Origin of the sequence: Clostridium sp. CM027 (genome assembly GCF_024730565.1) — a bacterium.
Taxonomy (GTDB): Bacteria; Bacillota; Clostridia; order Clostridiales; family Clostridiaceae; genus Clostridium_AD; species Clostridium_AD estertheticum_B.
This window is the reverse complement of record NZ_CP077725.1, coordinates 3795981-3814262: the sequence shown is the minus strand read 5'-3', so window position 1 is coordinate 3814262 and position 18282 is coordinate 3795981. Positions and strand designations below refer to the sequence as shown.

The 18282-nt window shown below is 31.0% G+C and carries 18 protein-coding genes; 11 read left to right on the top strand and 7 right to left on the bottom strand.

Going from position 1 to position 18282, the window contains the following annotated elements:
* Nucleotides 1-5: 5 nt before the first annotated feature.
* From KTC92_RS18105 to KTC92_RS18090, 4 genes are all read right to left on the bottom strand, one after another.
* A complete protein-coding gene (locus KTC92_RS18105) occupies nt 6-872 on the bottom strand; it encodes an alpha/beta fold hydrolase (protein ID WP_220286718.1) in 867 nt (288 codons plus the stop codon).
* A gap of 119 nt (nt 873-991) precedes the next feature.
* Nucleotides 992-1708, bottom strand: coding sequence for a thioesterase II family protein (locus tag KTC92_RS18100; protein WP_220286717.1), 717 nt, complete (start codon nt 1706-1708; stop codon nt 992-994).
* Nucleotides 1709-1750: 42 nt separating this feature from the next.
* Nucleotides 1751-2449, bottom strand: coding sequence for a 4'-phosphopantetheinyl transferase superfamily protein (locus KTC92_RS18095; RefSeq protein ID WP_220286716.1), 699 nt, complete (start codon nt 2447-2449; stop codon nt 1751-1753).
* Between the two features lie 528 nt (nt 2450-2977).
* Complete coding sequence (locus KTC92_RS18090; protein WP_220286715.1) at nt 2978-3742, bottom strand: CPBP family intramembrane glutamic endopeptidase; 765 nt, start codon at nt 3740-3742, stop codon at nt 2978-2980.
* A 448-nt stretch (nt 3743-4190) separates the two neighbouring features.
* On the opposite strand from KTC92_RS18090, the gene KTC92_RS18085 reads away from it, so the two are divergent.
* The 5 genes from KTC92_RS18085 (at nt 4191) to KTC92_RS18065 (ending at nt 8255) form a co-directional block, all read left to right on the top strand.
* Nucleotides 4191-4559 carry a YmaF family protein gene (locus KTC92_RS18085; RefSeq protein ID WP_258280786.1) on the top strand — a complete coding sequence of 123 codons (369 nt, stop codon included), beginning with the start codon at nt 4191-4193 and terminating at the stop codon, nt 4557-4559.
* 75 nt (nt 4560-4634) lie between these two features.
* Nucleotides 4635-4976, top strand: a complete 342-nt coding sequence (locus KTC92_RS18080; RefSeq protein WP_216301670.1) for a hypothetical protein — start codon at nt 4635-4637, stop codon at nt 4974-4976.
* A gap of 69 nt (nt 4977-5045) precedes the next feature.
* On the top strand, nt 5046-5954 hold the full coding sequence (locus KTC92_RS18075; RefSeq protein WP_220286714.1) for a DNRLRE domain-containing protein: 909 nt from the start codon (nt 5046-5048) through the stop codon (nt 5952-5954).
* An 891-nt stretch (nt 5955-6845) separates the two neighbouring features.
* A complete protein-coding gene (locus KTC92_RS18070; protein ID WP_220286713.1) occupies nt 6846-7562 on the top strand; it encodes a CoA transferase subunit A in 717 nt (238 codons plus the stop codon).
* A 33-nt stretch (nt 7563-7595) separates the two neighbouring features.
* Nucleotides 7596-8255: a 3-oxoacid CoA-transferase subunit B gene (locus tag KTC92_RS18065; RefSeq protein WP_216301667.1), complete on the top strand. Its 660-nt coding sequence runs from the start codon at nt 7596-7598 to the stop codon at nt 8253-8255.
* 148 nt (nt 8256-8403) lie between these two features.
* Here KTC92_RS18065 and KTC92_RS18060 read toward each other — a convergent pair whose 3' ends face one another.
* Both KTC92_RS18060 and KTC92_RS18055 read right to left on the bottom strand, forming a co-directional pair.
* Nucleotides 8404-10842, bottom strand: a complete 2439-nt coding sequence (locus KTC92_RS18060; RefSeq protein ID WP_220286712.1) for a heavy metal translocating P-type ATPase — start codon at nt 10840-10842, stop codon at nt 8404-8406.
* 24 nt (nt 10843-10866) lie between these two features.
* On the bottom strand, nt 10867-11133 hold the full coding sequence (locus KTC92_RS18055) for a metal-sensing transcriptional repressor (RefSeq protein WP_165414088.1): 267 nt from the start codon (nt 11131-11133) through the stop codon (nt 10867-10869).
* A gap of 379 nt (nt 11134-11512) precedes the next feature.
* On the opposite strand from KTC92_RS18055, the gene KTC92_RS18050 reads away from it, so the two are divergent.
* The 3 genes from KTC92_RS18050 to KTC92_RS18040 all read left to right on the top strand — a co-directional run bounded on the left by KTC92_RS18050 (nt 11513) and on the right by KTC92_RS18040 (nt 14909).
* Nucleotides 11513-12217 carry a cytochrome c biogenesis CcdA family protein gene (locus KTC92_RS18050; RefSeq protein WP_220286711.1) on the top strand — a complete coding sequence of 235 codons (705 nt, stop codon included), beginning with the start codon at nt 11513-11515 and terminating at the stop codon, nt 12215-12217.
* Nucleotides 12218-12235: 18 nt separating this feature from the next.
* Nucleotides 12236-12826, top strand: coding sequence for a TlpA disulfide reductase family protein (locus KTC92_RS18045; RefSeq protein WP_220286710.1), 591 nt, complete (start codon nt 12236-12238; stop codon nt 12824-12826).
* Between the two features lie 307 nt (nt 12827-13133).
* On the top strand, nt 13134-14909 hold the full coding sequence (locus KTC92_RS18040; protein WP_220286709.1) for a sulfite exporter TauE/SafE family protein: 1776 nt from the start codon (nt 13134-13136) through the stop codon (nt 14907-14909).
* 119 nt (nt 14910-15028) lie between these two features.
* Here the strand turns inward: KTC92_RS18040 and KTC92_RS18035 are convergent, their stop codons facing one another.
* Nucleotides 15029-15208 carry a hypothetical protein gene (locus tag KTC92_RS18035; RefSeq protein WP_220286708.1) on the bottom strand — a complete coding sequence of 60 codons (180 nt, stop codon included), beginning with the start codon at nt 15206-15208 and terminating at the stop codon, nt 15029-15031.
* Nucleotides 15209-15862: 654 nt separating this feature from the next.
* On the opposite strand from KTC92_RS18035, the gene KTC92_RS18030 reads away from it, so the two are divergent.
* The 3 genes from KTC92_RS18030 (at nt 15863) to KTC92_RS18020 (ending at nt 18273) form a co-directional block, all read left to right on the top strand.
* Nucleotides 15863-16552 carry a sensor histidine kinase gene (locus tag KTC92_RS18030; protein WP_220286706.1) on the top strand — a complete coding sequence of 230 codons (690 nt, stop codon included), beginning with the start codon at nt 15863-15865 and terminating at the stop codon, nt 16550-16552.
* A 35-nt stretch (nt 16553-16587) separates the two neighbouring features.
* Complete coding sequence (locus KTC92_RS18025) at nt 16588-17220, top strand: response regulator transcription factor (protein ID WP_220286705.1); 633 nt, start codon at nt 16588-16590, stop codon at nt 17218-17220.
* Between the two features lie 117 nt (nt 17221-17337).
* A complete protein-coding gene (locus KTC92_RS18020; protein WP_220286704.1) occupies nt 17338-18273 on the top strand; it encodes an ABC transporter ATP-binding protein in 936 nt (311 codons plus the stop codon).
* Nucleotides 18274-18282 lie beyond the last annotated feature (9 nt).

Here is an 18282-nt window from a genome sequence, read left to right as displayed (position 1 = left end):
ATATATTATTTCTTAAGAACTTGTTTATAAAATCCAACTACAGTTTTTGCTATATCTTTATATTTTTTGTGATGAATATAATGGTCACAATCACTATAAACAACCTTGCTTTTCAGACTAAAATAGCTCTCTAAATCACTTTGAACAGCCTCCCAATTTTCATATCCGTTATTTACAGAACTAAAACTGATTAAATCAATTTCTGTAGGTCTTATACCTGATTTAATTTTCTCTCCATTACTATTCAACATATCAAGTTCTCTTTTCATTTCATTGCTTCCAGCATTTTCATTTGCCATTTGTATTTTTATATCCTGTACTTCTTTTGGTAATCCATCTATATCTACAAAAATTTTATTTGCTAAAGATGTATAACGCATTTTTTTCATTAAATCTGAAGTAATGCACCTATTAATTAAATTGCTGCCTAATTTTTGAATAAAACTCCTCTTAAAGTTCTTAGCATATATTGGGCTAATGCCATCAATTGTTGCTACAAACATAACCTCATTTGGATATAATTGCGAGAATCTAATACTCTCTAATGATCCCATTGAATGCCCAATAAATATATATGGAGGTGTAATCGATGCTTTTTTTAAAAGACTTCTCAATTGCTCTACAACTGTATCTATGTCTCTTATTGAATTAGTTGTTCCACTAAACCCATATCCTGGTCTTTCATAAACGCATGTACTAATACTTTTCGATAATTCATCTAGCAGTTGATAAAAGTCTGCATATGGAGAAGTAGTTCCACTTCCTGAAATAAGAATCGCAGTTCCTACACTCTTTCTATTAACTAAATATAAATGCATTTTACACCCATCAACTTCGTATATATTTCCAGGTACTGTTATTTTTTTTAACATTACAGTATCCTCCTCCTAAGTACACTATAGTTATAAATTTCTGCTACATAATTAACTTTTTAAATATGTACTAGTAAAAATTATTAATGTACTGAATTAATTTAAATATGCCATATATTTTAATTCATTTTGGAAAGTAACGTATTATTTATATCTTCTATGACATCGTCTTCATAATCGTTTATAAAAAAATGACCGCTGTTAAATTTTTTCAATCTAAAATTGGAAGTTACAAGTTCTTCCCATGCGTTGGCTTCATCTATACTCATACTCTCATCCTTAGTTCCTACCAATACTGTCATATCACTCTCTATTTTTTTTTCTTTTTTTATATAATTATATGTATCTCCGATTTTAAAATCTGCCCTTAAAATAGGAAGAAAAAAATCCATTACTTCATTATTTATAAAAATTTCATTTGATGTAGTTAGTCCATATTTTAATATTAATTCTTTAAATTTATCTAATGGTAGTTTATAACTATCCCTATTTTCTATTCTTAACTGTGGCGCTTTAGATCCAGATATAAAAATATGTACTGGTCTTTTAAAATTAGACTTCATTAATTTGTAATAAAGTTCATATGCAATCAAGCCTCCCATACTATGTCCTAAAATAGCATATTCCGAATATTCATCAATTTCTTGCGATACTTCCTTAAATACTTCTTCAACAATGTCATCAATGTTTGTACATAGTTGTTCATTAGCTTTTAATCCTCTTCCTGGTAATTCTACTGCATGAACCTCAATATTTTTATTTAATTGTTTTTTCCACTTTAAATATACAGTTGCTGACGCTCCTGCATATGGAATACAAAATAACTTTACCTTCATATTCTTCTCCCCCTTAATTTACATCAAAATCCATCGGTTAATTTACAATCTAATAAACTCACTGAAAAGTTCAGCAACCTTAATTATTTTTATTTCGTTTGGAAATATTTTCATAGGAGTAGCTATTGATATTGTATATTCATTATGAAACTTACATATTTCAAAATAATATATGTTATTAGGATTATCAGAATTAATCCATAAGTCCTTTTCAAGCTTGTCTTTTGATATCTCAAAACTATCTAGCGGAATAGATAAACCTTTTCCAAGCGCTTTAATAAAACTTTCCTTTAGTGTCCATATCTCATAAAATCTACTTATACTACTATTCTTATTTCCAAAATACACATATTCTTTCTCGTTTTTTGTAAAACATGTATCTACAATATCCACTTGTAAATCTAAATTTATTTCAATATCTATACCGACTTCATAATTTGAAAATACCCCTACAACCCATTCTCCTGAATGAGATATATTAAAATATATATTTTTGTTATTTATTATGTATGGCTTACCATAATTATTTTTAAAAAACTTAAGGTCTTTATTGGAAATACCTAATATACTACACATTTTTGTTCTTGTTAGCATTTCTCCAATTGATGTTCTAAATAAATCTTCTTTATATTTAAAGCTACGTTTTAAGTCTTGACCATAATTATCCAGTCCTTCTGTTATCTTTTCTATATTAATATCTAAAAATTCATCTTTAATATTAACTGCAAAACCCTCTATCATTAATATATATCTCCTCACTTATTAACACTCTTTCTTTTATAATGAGTGATATTATGACTGAAACTAAAAGTCTGTTTCTACTCTAAATCTTATGTAACTCATGTTTTTTAGAAAATTCTCATTTGATTACAATTTTATATTTCGACCTAATAATTCTATTAATTGCAAATTATAAACTTCTTTCTAAGAATATAACATATTATATCAAAATTTGCAAATTAAATTGAATATAATACATATTTACCTATAATTATACATAAATATTGACAACCATACCTTTCTTATTCCTTACACATGGATTATGCAATTGATGTTTTAAGTTATGGAAGATGTTTAGCATATGATACTGATCCAGCTTCAATTTTTTTCACTACCTCAAAAAAATAAAGAGTGGATTTTAACCCTAAATATAGGATAAAATTCACTCTTAATAAAAGAAGTATAATAATTTTTTAATATGTAATTAGGTTGCAAATCTATACGCTTATTTTTCTTATAGCTTTCGAACTTCTGGCCTGCACTAAGCTACTAACAGCAGAGATGCGGTTTTTTTTTATAAAAATCGTATGTAAACAATACAGTTATAACCAACATACCCGATAAAATCTTTATTACCACAACTTTAAAATCATCCATATTACTTGATAAAATCATTGTATTAAACATTCCATGCATGATAGCCGCTGCAAATATAGATTCTGACTTTTCACGAATATAAGTAATAATTATAGATATAACAAACATTTGTATAAAATTAATAATTGCTCCTTTAATCGGATTATTGGGATACTTATACCATATGCTAACAGGAGTATGCCACACTGCCCATATAAAGCCTATAAGTAATGATGATTTAATCATACCTACATGTTTCAACTCATTAAACAAAAAACCTCTCCACGCTAATTCTTCTATTAATGCTGAAACAGCTGAAATAGACAGACCAATTATTATATTTATTATAAATGTTTTTTTCGAAAAAATTATGTTGTTAAACTGGATAATGCTAATTACATTGATAACCAATGCCATTAACATAGGTAATAATATTGAAAATAAAAACCAAGAATTAGGTCTAAAAGAAATGCCAAGACAACCTTTTAATTTCTGTTTGAAGATAAATTTTTGCACAATAATAACTGAGATAAAAGGTAGAATCATTGGTACTCCTAATAAATCGACAGCAATCGGACTTGATTTCCCTCCAATAACCTGAAGCATTAAATAAAATAAAAGTGTAATAATATATGTCAACATTACAAAGTACAATACTTTTTTAGTCCTCCTACTCATTGACAACACCTCCTTCTATGTTTGGATAGTGTAAACACTATCTTTGTTTTATATATTTAAATCCTTGCTATTCTTCACACTAATCTACACTTGCGAAGCAACTCTTATGAAGATTATAACATTATTTTACCACGGGCTTTTACTTTTAGTGTCGTTTTTAATCAATCTACGTATTATATACTAAATAAAGCTAAGGAGCGATGTTATGCCAAATATGGAAACAAAGTATCATCCTGAAGATTGGTGTGTCGAAAAAGACGATTGTGAAGACCAGTGTGATTTTGAAGAAAAACATGATGATATAGTCGACGTTAAAGACCAGTGTGATTTTGAAAAAAAACTTGATGACAATATCGATAATAAAGATCATTGTGATTCCGAAAAAAAACTTAATGACAATATCGATGATAAAGATCATTGTGATTTCGAAAAAAAACTTAATGACAATATCGATGATAAAGATCATTGTGATTCCGAAAAAAAACAATTTCATGTCCATGAGTTTGAAGGTAGCACTACAATAGCTGAATTAGAGGAAACACCTCCTAATCATAGATTTGCTGGAGTATCCAGTCCTGCAATATCTGTTTCAGGTGGACATATTCATAAAGTTAAGTCAAGAACAGATTGTTTTGATCACTTACATTATTTCGAAGCAACTTCTGGCCTTCAGATACCTGTTGGTAATGGAAAACATGTTCATTTAGTAAAAATCACTACATCAGTAAATGATTTCCATTCCCATAAATTAATATTTGTTACACTTATAGACTCCCCAATACTCGAAGAAAAAAATAGTATAAATACTCCTTTTTAGTCACAAAATACCATAAATGCGATACTATGTATTGAGCAATAAAAAGCTTAAATTAAAAATAAGGAGTCTTTATATATGGCAGCACTAACTTTAGATTTTGGAAGCCCTAAAACTGCTTCTGTTCAAGAAATACAGCTTACTGGTAAGATTGGTACTGATTCTCCAACCTATGCAGTAACTATAACTTTGGATGTTCTAGATAATATTACTACTCCGCTTACGCCTACTCATAGATATTTTTATGTAACAAAGGAGTATCTTGCTGGTGCAGACTTCTCGACTACACCCGACGAAGTATATATGGCAATTACCCCCAGACTAACAGCTAATGAGCTTTTATCAACACCAAAGCCAGTGACATTATTAATCTCTGGAGATGGTGGAGCTTTTGAAGGAGCTATGATTCCAATAGCATAATAATAAACACAAACAAAGCCTTGGCAGGCTTTGCTTTGTTTGTGTTATAAGATAAGGAGTGTAACAAAAGTGGAAAGTATTATAATACCATCAACTAAAAGTCTTACATTAACAAATAAAATTCCTACTGGAAACATAAATAAAGATTATATAACCGTAGGAAATGATGGAGTATATACTTATTCAAGCCTTTTATTTTTTGATATCTCCACAATACCAAATAATGCTGAAATAACCAATGCAGAAATTGTATTATTTAAAACTGATAACTTTTATAAAAATAAAAAAAAATGTATTAATATATATCCGCTTTTTGATTATTTTAGCAATTACACTACCTATAAAAATCCTCCGAAAGTTAACCATCTTATTGAAGGTAGCATATATCCCATAACTTCTAAAATATCAGTTACAGCGAATCTTACTAAGATTGTTTCGCTATGGTTCAAGAATTCAAATTCAAACAAGGGTATAATTCTGTGTAAAAAAAATAATGATTTTATCACTAACTTTGGTTCGGCCATGTGTAATGATAGCAATTTAATTCCATTTATAAAAGTAATTTATTGTATAAAAAATACTATCGTAATACAAGAAAAACATACTAGTTGTAAAGATGAATGTAATCATAATATCGAAAATCATACTTCAATGAAGGTAATATATTATCCTTGTCCCTGCAATTGCAATTCTAATCCAAATCCTGGAATACCAACAACAAGACAGGTTAAAGTTACCGGAATAATTGCACCAATGGCAATATATGAAGCAATTGTAAAACTGGCGGTAACTAGAAACGGTACTGGTCATGCTGATAATTATTATATTACTGATGAATACGATAATTCTTCAAGCAATACTCCACTTGCAATAGACAAAATTTATAATATTCCTGTTCTTCCAAAAGCAAATCCAGGAGATACTGAAAATGTAGATTTTTATGGAGCTTATAAAGGAAATTCAGAACTATTTCTGTGAACTACCACCACTTATAGAAGTGGTAGTAGCTCACAAATAATCCATTTCTAGATGATGTCAGCTATTAAACTAACAATTACATATTAACAATATATATGTAAATCGTGTACAGTAATACCTATTTACAACCTTTATTGTCCTTTATTCGTTCCTTTCCCTTTTCAGTAACTGCAGTTTTTCTTTTCATTGTCTTTATATTATCAACATGACGGAAACGCATTGCTGACCAATCATCATCAATAGATACTTGAGATACTGGTTCAAATTCATATGGACTAAATATATCCCATGATTTTGTTCTATTAATATCTGATTTATACTTTTTAGAAGCTCCCTTTGGATAGCATAAGTTATGTTTTGTGTCATGACTTAATTGTAACAGGAGATTTCATAGATGTTTTTTTGTTATATTGAAATTAATGTAATAATTTTCGTTCATTTATAGTATTATAAATATATATAGTTTATATGTACATTTAAGTGAATTCCTTACAACACAGTTGTAGCAGTAACCCACATTGCTTAGATGTATAGAAATAATGGATGGCTAAGTATGTGTTAGTAGATGTGTAATTGATCCAACCTTTTGTGCATAGAGCTATGACAAAAGTACAAAAGAATTTAAATGCAGAACTATAAAGTATAAATTTTAGACACCTAGTAGATGAAGAAGATTAGGTATGCAATAAAAATTAGTTATGCATACCTAATCTTACTAATAAAACTATACCGAAAAGATATACTATGGGCCGTGTACGCGAAAACAGATATTTCGTACGCTAATAAAAATATACCCCCATAAATTTAACGACATTTCAGCTCCGTAGGAGATGATTTAACCGAGACATTATAAGTTTATATATCAAGCTATTAGTGAAAGGGGATAATTTCATGAACAAAGTTATGGATTTAGATGGAGTAATTGAAAAGGTTCACGATGGAGCGACAATTATGTTTGGTGGCTTTCTAGGGGTGGGTGCACCTCTTAAAGCGATTGACAAATTAGTAGAAAAAGGCGTTAAAGAGTTAACTATAATATCAGTAGTTAACTCTTATCCCGGTCAGGATTTTGACATTGCACGATTGTACAAAAACAAGCAAGTTAAAAAATTAATAACTGCTCATTCTAGCACTTGCCAGCTTGCGTTGGAGCAATTTAAAAACGGAGATATTGAAATTGAATACTTTCCAATGGGTAGTCTTGTTGAAAAAATTAGAGCAGCTGGTTCTGGATTAGGTGGTGTTCTTACCCCTACAGGTGTAGGTACATTAGTTGAATACGGTAAACAAAAACTTATAATAGAGGGTAAAATGTATTTAATTGAATTGCCGCTGAAGGCTGATTTTGCATTTATTAAAGGTTATAAAGGCGATAGATTAGGAAATATACAATATCGTGGATTAGCCATTAATACCAATCCAATTATGGCAATGGGTGCAGACTATACAGTAGCCGAAGTGAATGAAATAGTTGATGTTGGTGGTATTGAACCTGAATGCGTAGGTACACCAAGTGTATTTGTACAAGCCGTTGTACAAGGATATTCATTTGATGAACATAAACAAGTATATACTGATTTGTGGGTTCGTTCTAATCAATTAAAATAATTGATTGTTTATAAATCAAAGGAGGTAATTAGTATGGAAGCAAGAGAAATAATTGCTCGGAGGGCAGCTAAGGAACTAAGTAATGATCAAGTAGTGAATTTAGGGTTTGGAATGCCTACAGCAGTTGCCAATTATTTAGCTGAGGGTGTGGAAGTAATATTGCAATCCGAAAACGGTTGCTTAATGTTTGGCCCTACGCCAAAACTAGGCAAGGAAGATCCGGATATCGCAAACTCTGGTGGTCAACCTATTAGCTTACTAGCCGGAGCTGCGGTTTTTGATTTGGCTACATCATTTTGCATTATTCGTGGAGGGCATGTTGACGCCACAGTACTGGGCGCACTTGAAGTAGATCAAGAGGGTAGCATTGCAAACTGGGCTATGCCACTTGCTCCAGGAAAATTTGCACCAGGCATGGGGGGGGCTATGGATTTAGTAAATGGTGCTCGCAAAGTTATTGCTACATTGAAACATTCTAGTAAGAGTGGATCTAAGATACTAAAAAAATGCCTTCTTCCAATTACAGGTAAAGGCGTAGTCGATGTTATCGTTACTGAAAAAGCAGTATTTGAGGTAACGCCCACTGGACTGGTACTTACTGAAATATTTGAAGGCCTAAATGTTGAGGATATTCGTAGTATTACAGAAGCTGACTTTACAGTTTCTGATAAGGTAGCTGTATATCAGTTATAGATGTTTGTTTTTAAAATTGTTTATACACTAGAATTAAATCATCTTCTGCGAAGCTGCTCATCTTCTAAAATAAAACTCCCACTTTTATAAGTAGGAGTTTTGTTTTATTAAAAAATACTTGGGTATTTTCATATTTTTCTCTTGAATTTTATCTTAATGGCTTAAATCCTTTTAATCGTAAAGCATTTGTTAATACTGAAACTGAACTAAAGCTCATTGCAAGTGCTGCAATAATAGGATTTAGAAGTGGACCTCCAAATAAATGCAGTACTCCCATCGCAACTGGGATTCCTAATGCATTGTAACCAAAAGCCCAGAATAAATTTTCCTTTATATTTGTTATAGTTTTCTTACTTAACTGTAGCGCTGTAGCTACATCCATTAAATCACTTCTCATAAGTACTATATCTGCGGATTCCATTGCAACGTCTGTACCTGATCCTATAGCTATACCAATATCAGCCTGTGCAAGTGCAGGAGCATCGTTTATTCCATCTCCAACCATAGCAACCTTTTTACCTTCTGATTGAAGCTTTTTAACTTCATTTGCTTTATCCTCAGGCAGAACTTCGGCGTATATTCTATCAATGCCAACTTGCCTTCCAATAGCTGCTGCAGTCCTTTTATTATCACCAGTTATCATTGCAACTTCTATTCCCATACTATGGAGTCTCTCTATAGCTTTTTTGCTATTTTCTTTAACAGTGTCAGCAACTGCAATGATTCCACTTAACTTATTTTCTATGGCAACATACATTGGAGTCTTGCCTTCTTCAGCTAGTTTGTTTGAAACATCTTCTAATTTTCCTAAAGAAATTTCACTTTCTATCATAAGTTTTCTGTTTCCTAGTATTATTTTATTACCATCTATACTAACTTCTATTCCATAGCCAGGTATAGCTTTAAAGCTTTCTACTTTTTTAAATTCTAATAATTTTTCTTCTGCATCTTTAACTATAGCCTCACCTAGTGGATGTTCAGATCCTTTTTCAGCAGAGGCTGCTATTTGAAGCAAGAATTCCGCGGAAGTACCCTCCACCGTAACTATATCAGTTACCTTTGGTTTTCCTTGCGTAAGTGTTCCAGTCTTATCAAATACTATAGTTTGAATTTTATGTGCAGTTTCGAGTGCTGTACCACTTTTTATAAGTACTCCATACTCTGCACCTTTTCCTGTTCCAACCATTATTGCTGTAGGTGTTGCAAGGCCCAGAGCACAAGGGCACGCTATTACAAGCACCGAAATGAATATTGTTAGAGAAAACACTGCCGTTTCTCCAGATAAAAACCAAGCTAATGACGAAACTAGAGCAAGTCCTATAACCACAGGCACAAAGTAACCTGATATAACATCTGCCATTGCAGCTATTGGAGCTTTTGAGCCTTGAGCATTTTCAACTAAGGTTATTATTTGTGATAGTGCCGTATCCTTACCAACTTTAGTTGCTTTATATTTAATAGATCCATTTTTATTTATACTTGCACCAATTATATTATGTCCAATACTTTTTTCAACTGGTATACTCTCACCTGTAAGCATTGACTCATCTACTGATGTAGTTCCGTCTATTACCTCGCCATCCACAGGCATTTTCTCGCCAGGCCTCACTACTACTATATCTCCAACTTCTACTTCATCAATTGGAATCACTATTTCTTTATTACCGCGAATTATCATTGCAGTTTTTGGAGCAAGCCCCATAAGCTTTTTAATTGCCTCGGAGGTTTTCCCCTTAGTTACTGATTCTAAATACTTCCCAAGAGTTATAAGTGTCAAAATTACTCCTGCTGACTCAAAATACATTTCATAATCCATATTTCCCATAATCGTTATTTCAAATACAGCAAATAAACTATATAAAAATGCCGCAGAGGTTCCAATAGATATAAGTGAATCCATATTTGGACTTAATCTAAATAATGATTTGAAGCCAACTATAAAATATTTTTTACCTGTATACATTATTGGTAGAACAAGTATCAATTGTAAAATAGCATAAGTCTCCATATGCATCATCGGGTTAATAGCTTCAGGTAATGTAATAATCATAGGTAGCATTGCAACTAGTAACAATGGAACTCCAAATATTGCAGACATTAAAAATCTATTCCATAAAGACTTTATCTCTTTTTCTTTTTTTTCTTTATCAGCGTCTACATTACTTTCATCCTCTAGAGCCTTATATCCTGATTTTTCGATTGCCTTCTTTATATCTACTGTCCTTACTAATGATGGTTCAAAAGAAATAGTTAATTTTTCTGTGGCAAAGTTTACATTTGATTCCACAACTCCATTAATTTTTCTAGTTATTCTTTCTATATTCTTAGCGCAGGCCGAACAAGTCATTCCTTCTATCTTTAAGGTTTTATTAGTTGTTTGCACTACTATTTTGTACCCAGCTTTTTCAACTGCTCTTTGTATATCTAATAATTTAATTTTTGACTCTTCATAGTTTATATTTAATTTTTCTGTAGCAAAGTTTACACTTGCATCGTAAACCCCTGGTAATTTTTTTGAAACCCTTTCTATAGTCTTAGCACATGCTGAACAGGTCATTCCTTCAATTTTCAATGATTTTGTTTCCAATTTATATTGCCTCCTATAACTTTATTATTTATCCATAATCTTTGAGAGTAAATCAATTATCTCTTCAATCTTCTCATCCCCATTATCACTAAGTACAGCATCCTTAACACAATGACTTAAATGCTGTTTTAATATTAATAAATTAGCTTTCTTTAAAAGAGATTGAGCTGCAATTATTTGGTTAGATATATCTACACAATATCTTCCGCCTTCTAACATCTTTATAATCCCTTCAATTTGTCCTTTTGAAGTTTTCAACGATTGTAATGCCCTTACTTTTTCTTGATTCATTTAAACATCTCCTTACCCCCCCCATAGGGGGTGCTATCTAGTTGTATTGTACACCATAAATTATATAATATAAACATAATTTATAACTAATTGATCATTAATATCATAATTTTGTTGGCATTTTTAATATTTAAACAGCTCTTTTTCATTTCTATAACCACATAATACCTAATTATTATGTAGATTTTATGAAGAACCCTATTTTAAAAATCTATTTTACATAAGCACATAAAATCTCCACATCTTTTTAGTATAATGTTTATAGTTATGATTTTTTTCATAGAAAGGAATTTTTATTATTTCGTATTTTACGTTCAAGCTCAATGACCTATTTGATTTATTAACTCATTTTTTAATACTAAATTGGAGGTGTTTACTTTTGAATGACATATCAATATTACTAGCTTTCTCTGCAGGTCTTCTATCATTTTTATCTCCTTGCGTCCTTCCACTGGTTCCTGCATATATAAGCTATTTAACTGGTTCTTCCATAGAAGAATTAAAGGATGGCAAAGCTAAACTTTCTGTTTTATATAAATCCTTTGGATTTGTATTAGGCTTTTCTATTATTTTTATTTTAATGGGAGTTTCTATAACATCCCTTGGTAAATTACTAATTACCCATAAAAATTTGTTTAGAAAAGTAGGAGGAACTATTATTGTTGTTTTTGGTCTTCATACTATTGGATTATTTAAAATAAAATTGTTTTATCGTGAGAAAAGATTTTTATATTTCGATAAAATCAAGGGTCCTTTTAGCTCAGTGATAATGGGAATGGCTTTTGCCACAGGTTGGACACCTTGCATTGGTCCTATATTATCTTCAATACTCATCTATGCTACAAGTATGAACTCTATAGGTAAAGGGGTTTTACTTTTGATAATGTATTCCCTAGGACTTGCTGTTCCATTTATTTTAACTGCCATGGCCATAGGAAGCTTTACTAAACAATTTAGAAAATTTTCAATATATCTTCCTATAATCTCTATAATAAGTGGCGTTTTAATGATAATAATGGGGGTTATGATTTTCACAAACAAATTAGCCATATTAAGTCAATATATGAATTTTATTAATTTTTAGTTAAAGGAGATAATTAATATGAAAAAATTACTAATAGTACTTGTAGCTGCTATCATTGTAGGTGTCTCTGTCCATACTTTAAACACCTACAATGCATCAAGTTCTAACTCTAACTTATCTGTGGAAAATACAGACAAAAGTAGTCCCAATCAAAATAATGCTCCTACTAAGCCCATTGGAATAAATCCTAAGGCTTCTAAAACCAAGGCTACGGATTTCAAATTAAAGGATCTAGAGGGTAAGGAATTATCTTTAAGTGACTTAAAAGGTAAAAAGGTTTTTCTTAATTTTTGGGCAACTTGGTGTCCACCTTGCAGATCAGAAATGCCTGAAATCGAAAAATTATATCAAGAAACAAAAGATAGCGACTTGGTTATAGTAGCTATAGAAATTGGTGAACCTTTAGATACTGTTAAATCCTTTATTGATAGTAATAATTATAATTTTAAAGTTCTTTCAGACCCTGATCAGATTGTTGCCGCCCAATATAATATAGCATCAATTCCTACTTCATATTTCATTGATGTAGACGGGAATATCATTTCTAAACACTATGGTGCTATGAATATTGATCAGATGAAAGAATATATTAAAACTCTAGATAAATAATCTAACTTAACATTAAATCCAGATAAGTAACTTATCTGGGTTTAATTATTTTTTAAAACCTATCAGCTATATATCTTTATTTTTATCTTTATAAAATCTACACATCTTTTTTATATAATTTAAATAATACGTTTCTATTCATAGAATTAAAATCACAATCTTATTTTTTATGAAACTTTAACGACATTTCAGAAGGAAAGTCCCCTTCTGAAGTCGTTAATGCAGCTTCGCAGACGATGATTTAAGGATAAATATTCATTGAATACAACATTAAATATTATATTAAGAACTTTTAGGAGGTAATAATGTGAGCATTAAAAAGGAAAAAATAAAAGTCTTCGATATGACGTGTACATCATGTGAATCAAAAGTAGAAAGAGCCGTTACAAAATTATATGGTGTGAAAAAAGCTCTAGCAAGCTTTAGTAGTCAATCTGTAACAATAGAATACGATACAGACCTGTGTAATTCTGAAGAAATTAGAACTGCCATAAAAGCAGCTGGTTATAGCATAGAAGGTTCAAATAACCACAAAATAGTAGGTATATTTATAATTGTAGCGACAATTATATTGATCGGAAATTCATCAGGTGGAATTGACATGACCTCTAGACTCAATGGCGCTACATATTTTGTTCTATTCATTGTTGGAGTCCTTACTTCAATACATTGTGTAGGAATGTGTGGTGGAATAATGCTATCCCAAAGTATAAATAAAGATAGCAAAAGTAAATTCGATTCCATCAAACCTGCACTTCTATATAATGCAGGTAGAGTTATAGCATATACAGTAATTGGTGGGATAGTAGGTGCTCTAGGTTCCGTGCTTTCACTCTCTCTATCCGCAAAGGCTGGGCTCCAAATATTTGCCGGTGTCTTTATGATAATAATGGGACTTAATATGAGTGGATATAGCCTATTTAGAAGGTTTAACATAAAGCTTCCGAGGCCTGCTTGCTCAGTTAAGAAGAAACCAAAAACTCCTTTTTTAGTTGGTGTTTTAAATGGACTTATGCCCTGTGGGCCCCTTCAGACAATGCAACTATATGCTTTAGGAACTGGAAGTGCTTTTAATGGAGCCTTATCTATGTTAATATTTTCTCTCGGTACAGTACCTTTAATGTTAACATTTGGCGCATTATCAGGTCTCCTTACTAAAGGATATACAAAAACCCTTTTAAAATTTAGTGGAATACTAGTTGTAGTTTTAGGTATTGTAATGGGAAGTAGAGGACTAGCTTTAGCTGGTGTAAATGTGCCTTCTACATCTTCATTAGCTTCTAGTTTATCTGGTAATAACCCATTGGAATCAGCTACCCCAGCTGCTAAGGCAACTATAGAGAATGGAGTTCAGGTAGTTAAGATGACCGCAGACGGTGCAGGTTATACACCAAATGGTTTATATATACAGAAAAATATGCCTGTAAAATGGATAATTGATGGTAAATCATTAAATTCCTGTAACCGCCAAATAATTATTCCATCCTTAAACATTCAGAAAAATTTGAAGCCCGGTGAAAATGTTATTGAATTTACACCAAAGGATAAAGATATAAACTTCAGTTGTGGAATGGGCATGATTAGAGGCGTGTTTAAGGTAGTTGATAATGTTGAAACGGTAGACACTTCAAAACCTGATCCTTCTGTGCCAGCTCCATCCAGTGGAATGCCTGGTTGTAATATGGGTAGCGCACCTGCTACACCTGAAAAACCAAGTGTTTATGGTACGGATTTGAGTAAAGTTGAAACCAGTAGATTGATCCAAAAAGCTGTGATTTCAGGAAGCAATCAGGCTCTTTCAATTAAAGGTACAGGATATGAATTTGAACCCTTGATTGTAGTTGCGGCTAAAAATGTTAATACCATTTTAAGCTTTGATTTATTTGGATTTGACAATCCAGATGGAACCTTTGAAATTGCTGCAACAGACACTGGCAACAACATAACTACTTTTAAAGGTAAAAAAGGAACTGTTAAAGTAGATACCACCTTTAGTAGAAGCGGTATCTATTCGATTATAAAAGATGGCAGTATTGTAGGTGGCGTGGTTATTGTAGATGATTTAAAAAATACAGATTTATAAACGATTAGAAAAGATTATATCGGTGGTTAATTTTTATGATATACATTAACTAATTCATCATTACTATAATTATAACTAAAACTTTTTCCTTTAAGTTAGCAACATAAAGGAAAAAGTTTTTATGTATTCATAGGTAATTTCAATATATTCAGTGTCGAAAGTTCTTTATCTCTGTGCCTTCCTGATGATTCTTTCCTCATATCTCTTAACCCAAGGATACCCTCTTTTTTATATGCCCTACGCCATCGATTTGCTGATGAGTCAATACATTTCTTTCCAATAATCCAAATCAAAATCATGGTCTTTAAATATTAATCTTGGAAACAAACTTATGTGTTTATCGTGTGCCATCACCCTTACGGTACTTCTCTTCATCTTATTGTGAAGAACTCTAATACAGTTGTTTTTATACAATTGAAGGATAATATTATCTTAATGTAGAATTACAATAATGGTATATTCTATAGAAATTTATAAAAATTAATAAAATAGCTTAAGTATTTGCATAATTTGTAACAGGTAGAGGTGCTTTTATGGAAAATTGGATTATATTAAATAAATTAATTTTACTAATTTATGTGAGTAGTCTGCTAGTAAAGGGCAATTTCGATTATCCTTGCAGCAACTATATAGTTATTATATCATTACTTTTTTATGTGATTATTAATGTAAGTAAATCATTGATTTCAAATAATAAATGCAAACTCATATTTTTAAGCATATCAATTCTTGAGCTTTTGATTTGCAATTTTTTTGTCACTCCTATATTTTTTATATTGTTACCACTAAATCTTTTCGAAATATTTGTTGGTAAAATAAAACTCATATTTATTTTGTTTGTTTTACTAATATCTATTTTTATTATTAATAAACATTTTATAGTATGCGAATACTCATTCGCTTCCTTGTTTAGTCTCGTAGCATACTATTTTATTTTAATCATTGAAAATAAAATGAAAAAACTTACTATTAAAAATGATGAGCTTAAAGAGAAAAACTATAGATTATTGATGAGTTTAAATAATCAAATGGAATACAAAAACCAAATAATATATACTTCACAGTTGCAAGAGAGAAATAACATTGCTCAGGAAATACATGATAAATTAGGCCATAGTATCTCAGGAAGTTTAATGCAACTAGAGGCTGCGAAACTTATTATGGACAAGGATAGTAATCAAAGCAAAGCTATTATTCAAACTACAATAAATGTACTTAGAGATGGAATGGATAGTATACGATATACATTGAAGAACATTAAACCTGAAGCAGAACAGTTAGGTATAAACAAAATAAAGCTACTTGTAGATGAGTTTAACAATAAAACTAAAATCAATGCAAATTTATATTACAGCAATAATTTGGATAGGATTTCCTATATTGAATGGAAGGTTATATGCGACAATATAAAAGAAACTTTTACCAATATAATTAAATATTCTGAAGCTAAGAATGTCAAAGTAAATGTGGAAGTGCTTAATACTTTACTTAAAGTAGAAATAAAGGATGATGGCATAGGGTGCATCATCATAAAAAAAGATCTTGGCCTATCAGGAATAGAAGAAAGAACTATGAATTTAAATGGAAAAGTTATTTTAGATGGTTCTAGTGGGTTTTCAGTAATTATTTTACTTCCTATTTAGGAATAATTCAAATTTAGTAAAAGGGTGGTGCCGAATTGCCAATTAAGATTTTGATTGCTGATGATGATTCACTTATTCGAGAAGGTCTAAAAATAATAATTGGTTTAGACGAAGAATTTATTGTGATGGCTTGTGTAGAAAATGGATTCGATGCAATAGAATATTGTTTAAACAACTCCGTAGATGTTGCACTTTTGGATATAAGAATGCCAGTATTAAATGGCGTGGAGGCCATAAAGGAAATCTCTATAAAGACTTCAACAAAATGCCTCATTCTGACTACCTTTGATGAAGACGAATATATAAATGCAGCGATTCGTTATGGAGCAAAGGGATATATTCTTAAAAATAATACTCCAGATAAGATTAAAGCTGCAATAAAAGTAGTATACAGTGGGAATATTGTTATGCAGGAAGGCATAATTGATAAAGTGTTAAAAAAAATAGATAACAATAATAGTAGTAAATTAAATAGGGATTTGTTTACTGGGAGAGAGCTAGAGATAATTCAGGCAATAGCTGATGGATTATCCAATAGAAAGATTTCGGCAAGATTGTTTATATCAGAGGGTACTGTGAAAAACTACATTACTTCAATTTTAAGTAAAACAGGCCTCGAACATAGAACACAGATTGCTATTTATTATTTAAAAGGTGGTAATAAATAGAATGTGACCTTTGTCATGTTGTAAAAGTGACTTTCTGCACTCACAGTAGAAGTCTTTTTTTTATATAATAAAAGCATAGAAATTACCAAAAATAAAAAAGTTTTAGGGGGTATTATTTTGGATATTGTTAAAATAAAAGGATTAACTAAAAAATTTGGAGACTTTACTGCAGTTGATAATATCGATTTTTCCATTAAAGAGGGAGAAATTTATGGCTTACTTGGGCCTAATGGAGCAGGTAAGAGTACCATTATAAATATGATTTGTGGGTTAATTACAACGACAAAAGGTTCTATTGAAATACTTGGAAAAGATAATCAGAAAAATTCGAATAATGCAAAGAGAAACATTGGTGTAGTTCCTCAAGACATAGCAGTATACGAAGATTTAACTTGCCTCGAAAACGTAAAGTTTTTTGCAAGTCTCTATGGTCTTAAAGGGGAAGAATTAAAAAAGAAAGCCTTCGATGCTCTAGAATTTGTTGGTCTTAGTGATAAAGCTAAGAGTATGCCAGCTAGTTTCTCTGGAGGAATGAAAAGAAGATTAAATATAGCATGCGCAATTGCCCATACCCCTAAGCTTTTAATAATGGATGAGCCTACAGTAGGTATCGATCCACAATCAAGAAATCATATACTTGACTCTGTGAAGAAATTAAATGAAAGAGGATGTACCATTATTTATACAACTCATTACATGGAAGAAGTAGAAGCAATCTCAACGATGATAAGTATTATTGATCATGGGAAGGTTATTGTAACAGGTACCAAGGAAGAACTCAAAGCTATTGTTACAGATAAAAATACTGTTGAGGTTACGGTTATCGATGGTACGGTAATTAATGAAGAACAATTAAAGGAACTAAAGGGAGTTACGAATGTCCTCATTAATGAAAACAAAGTTAAAATTGACAGTTTAAAGGAAATTAACAATTTAGATAAGATAATTTTATATTTCACGGATAATGGAATTCCAATTGAAAATATTGAGAACAAAGTACCAGATCTTGAAACTGTATTTTTAACACTTACCGGTAGAAAATTAAGGGATTAGAGGTGAAAA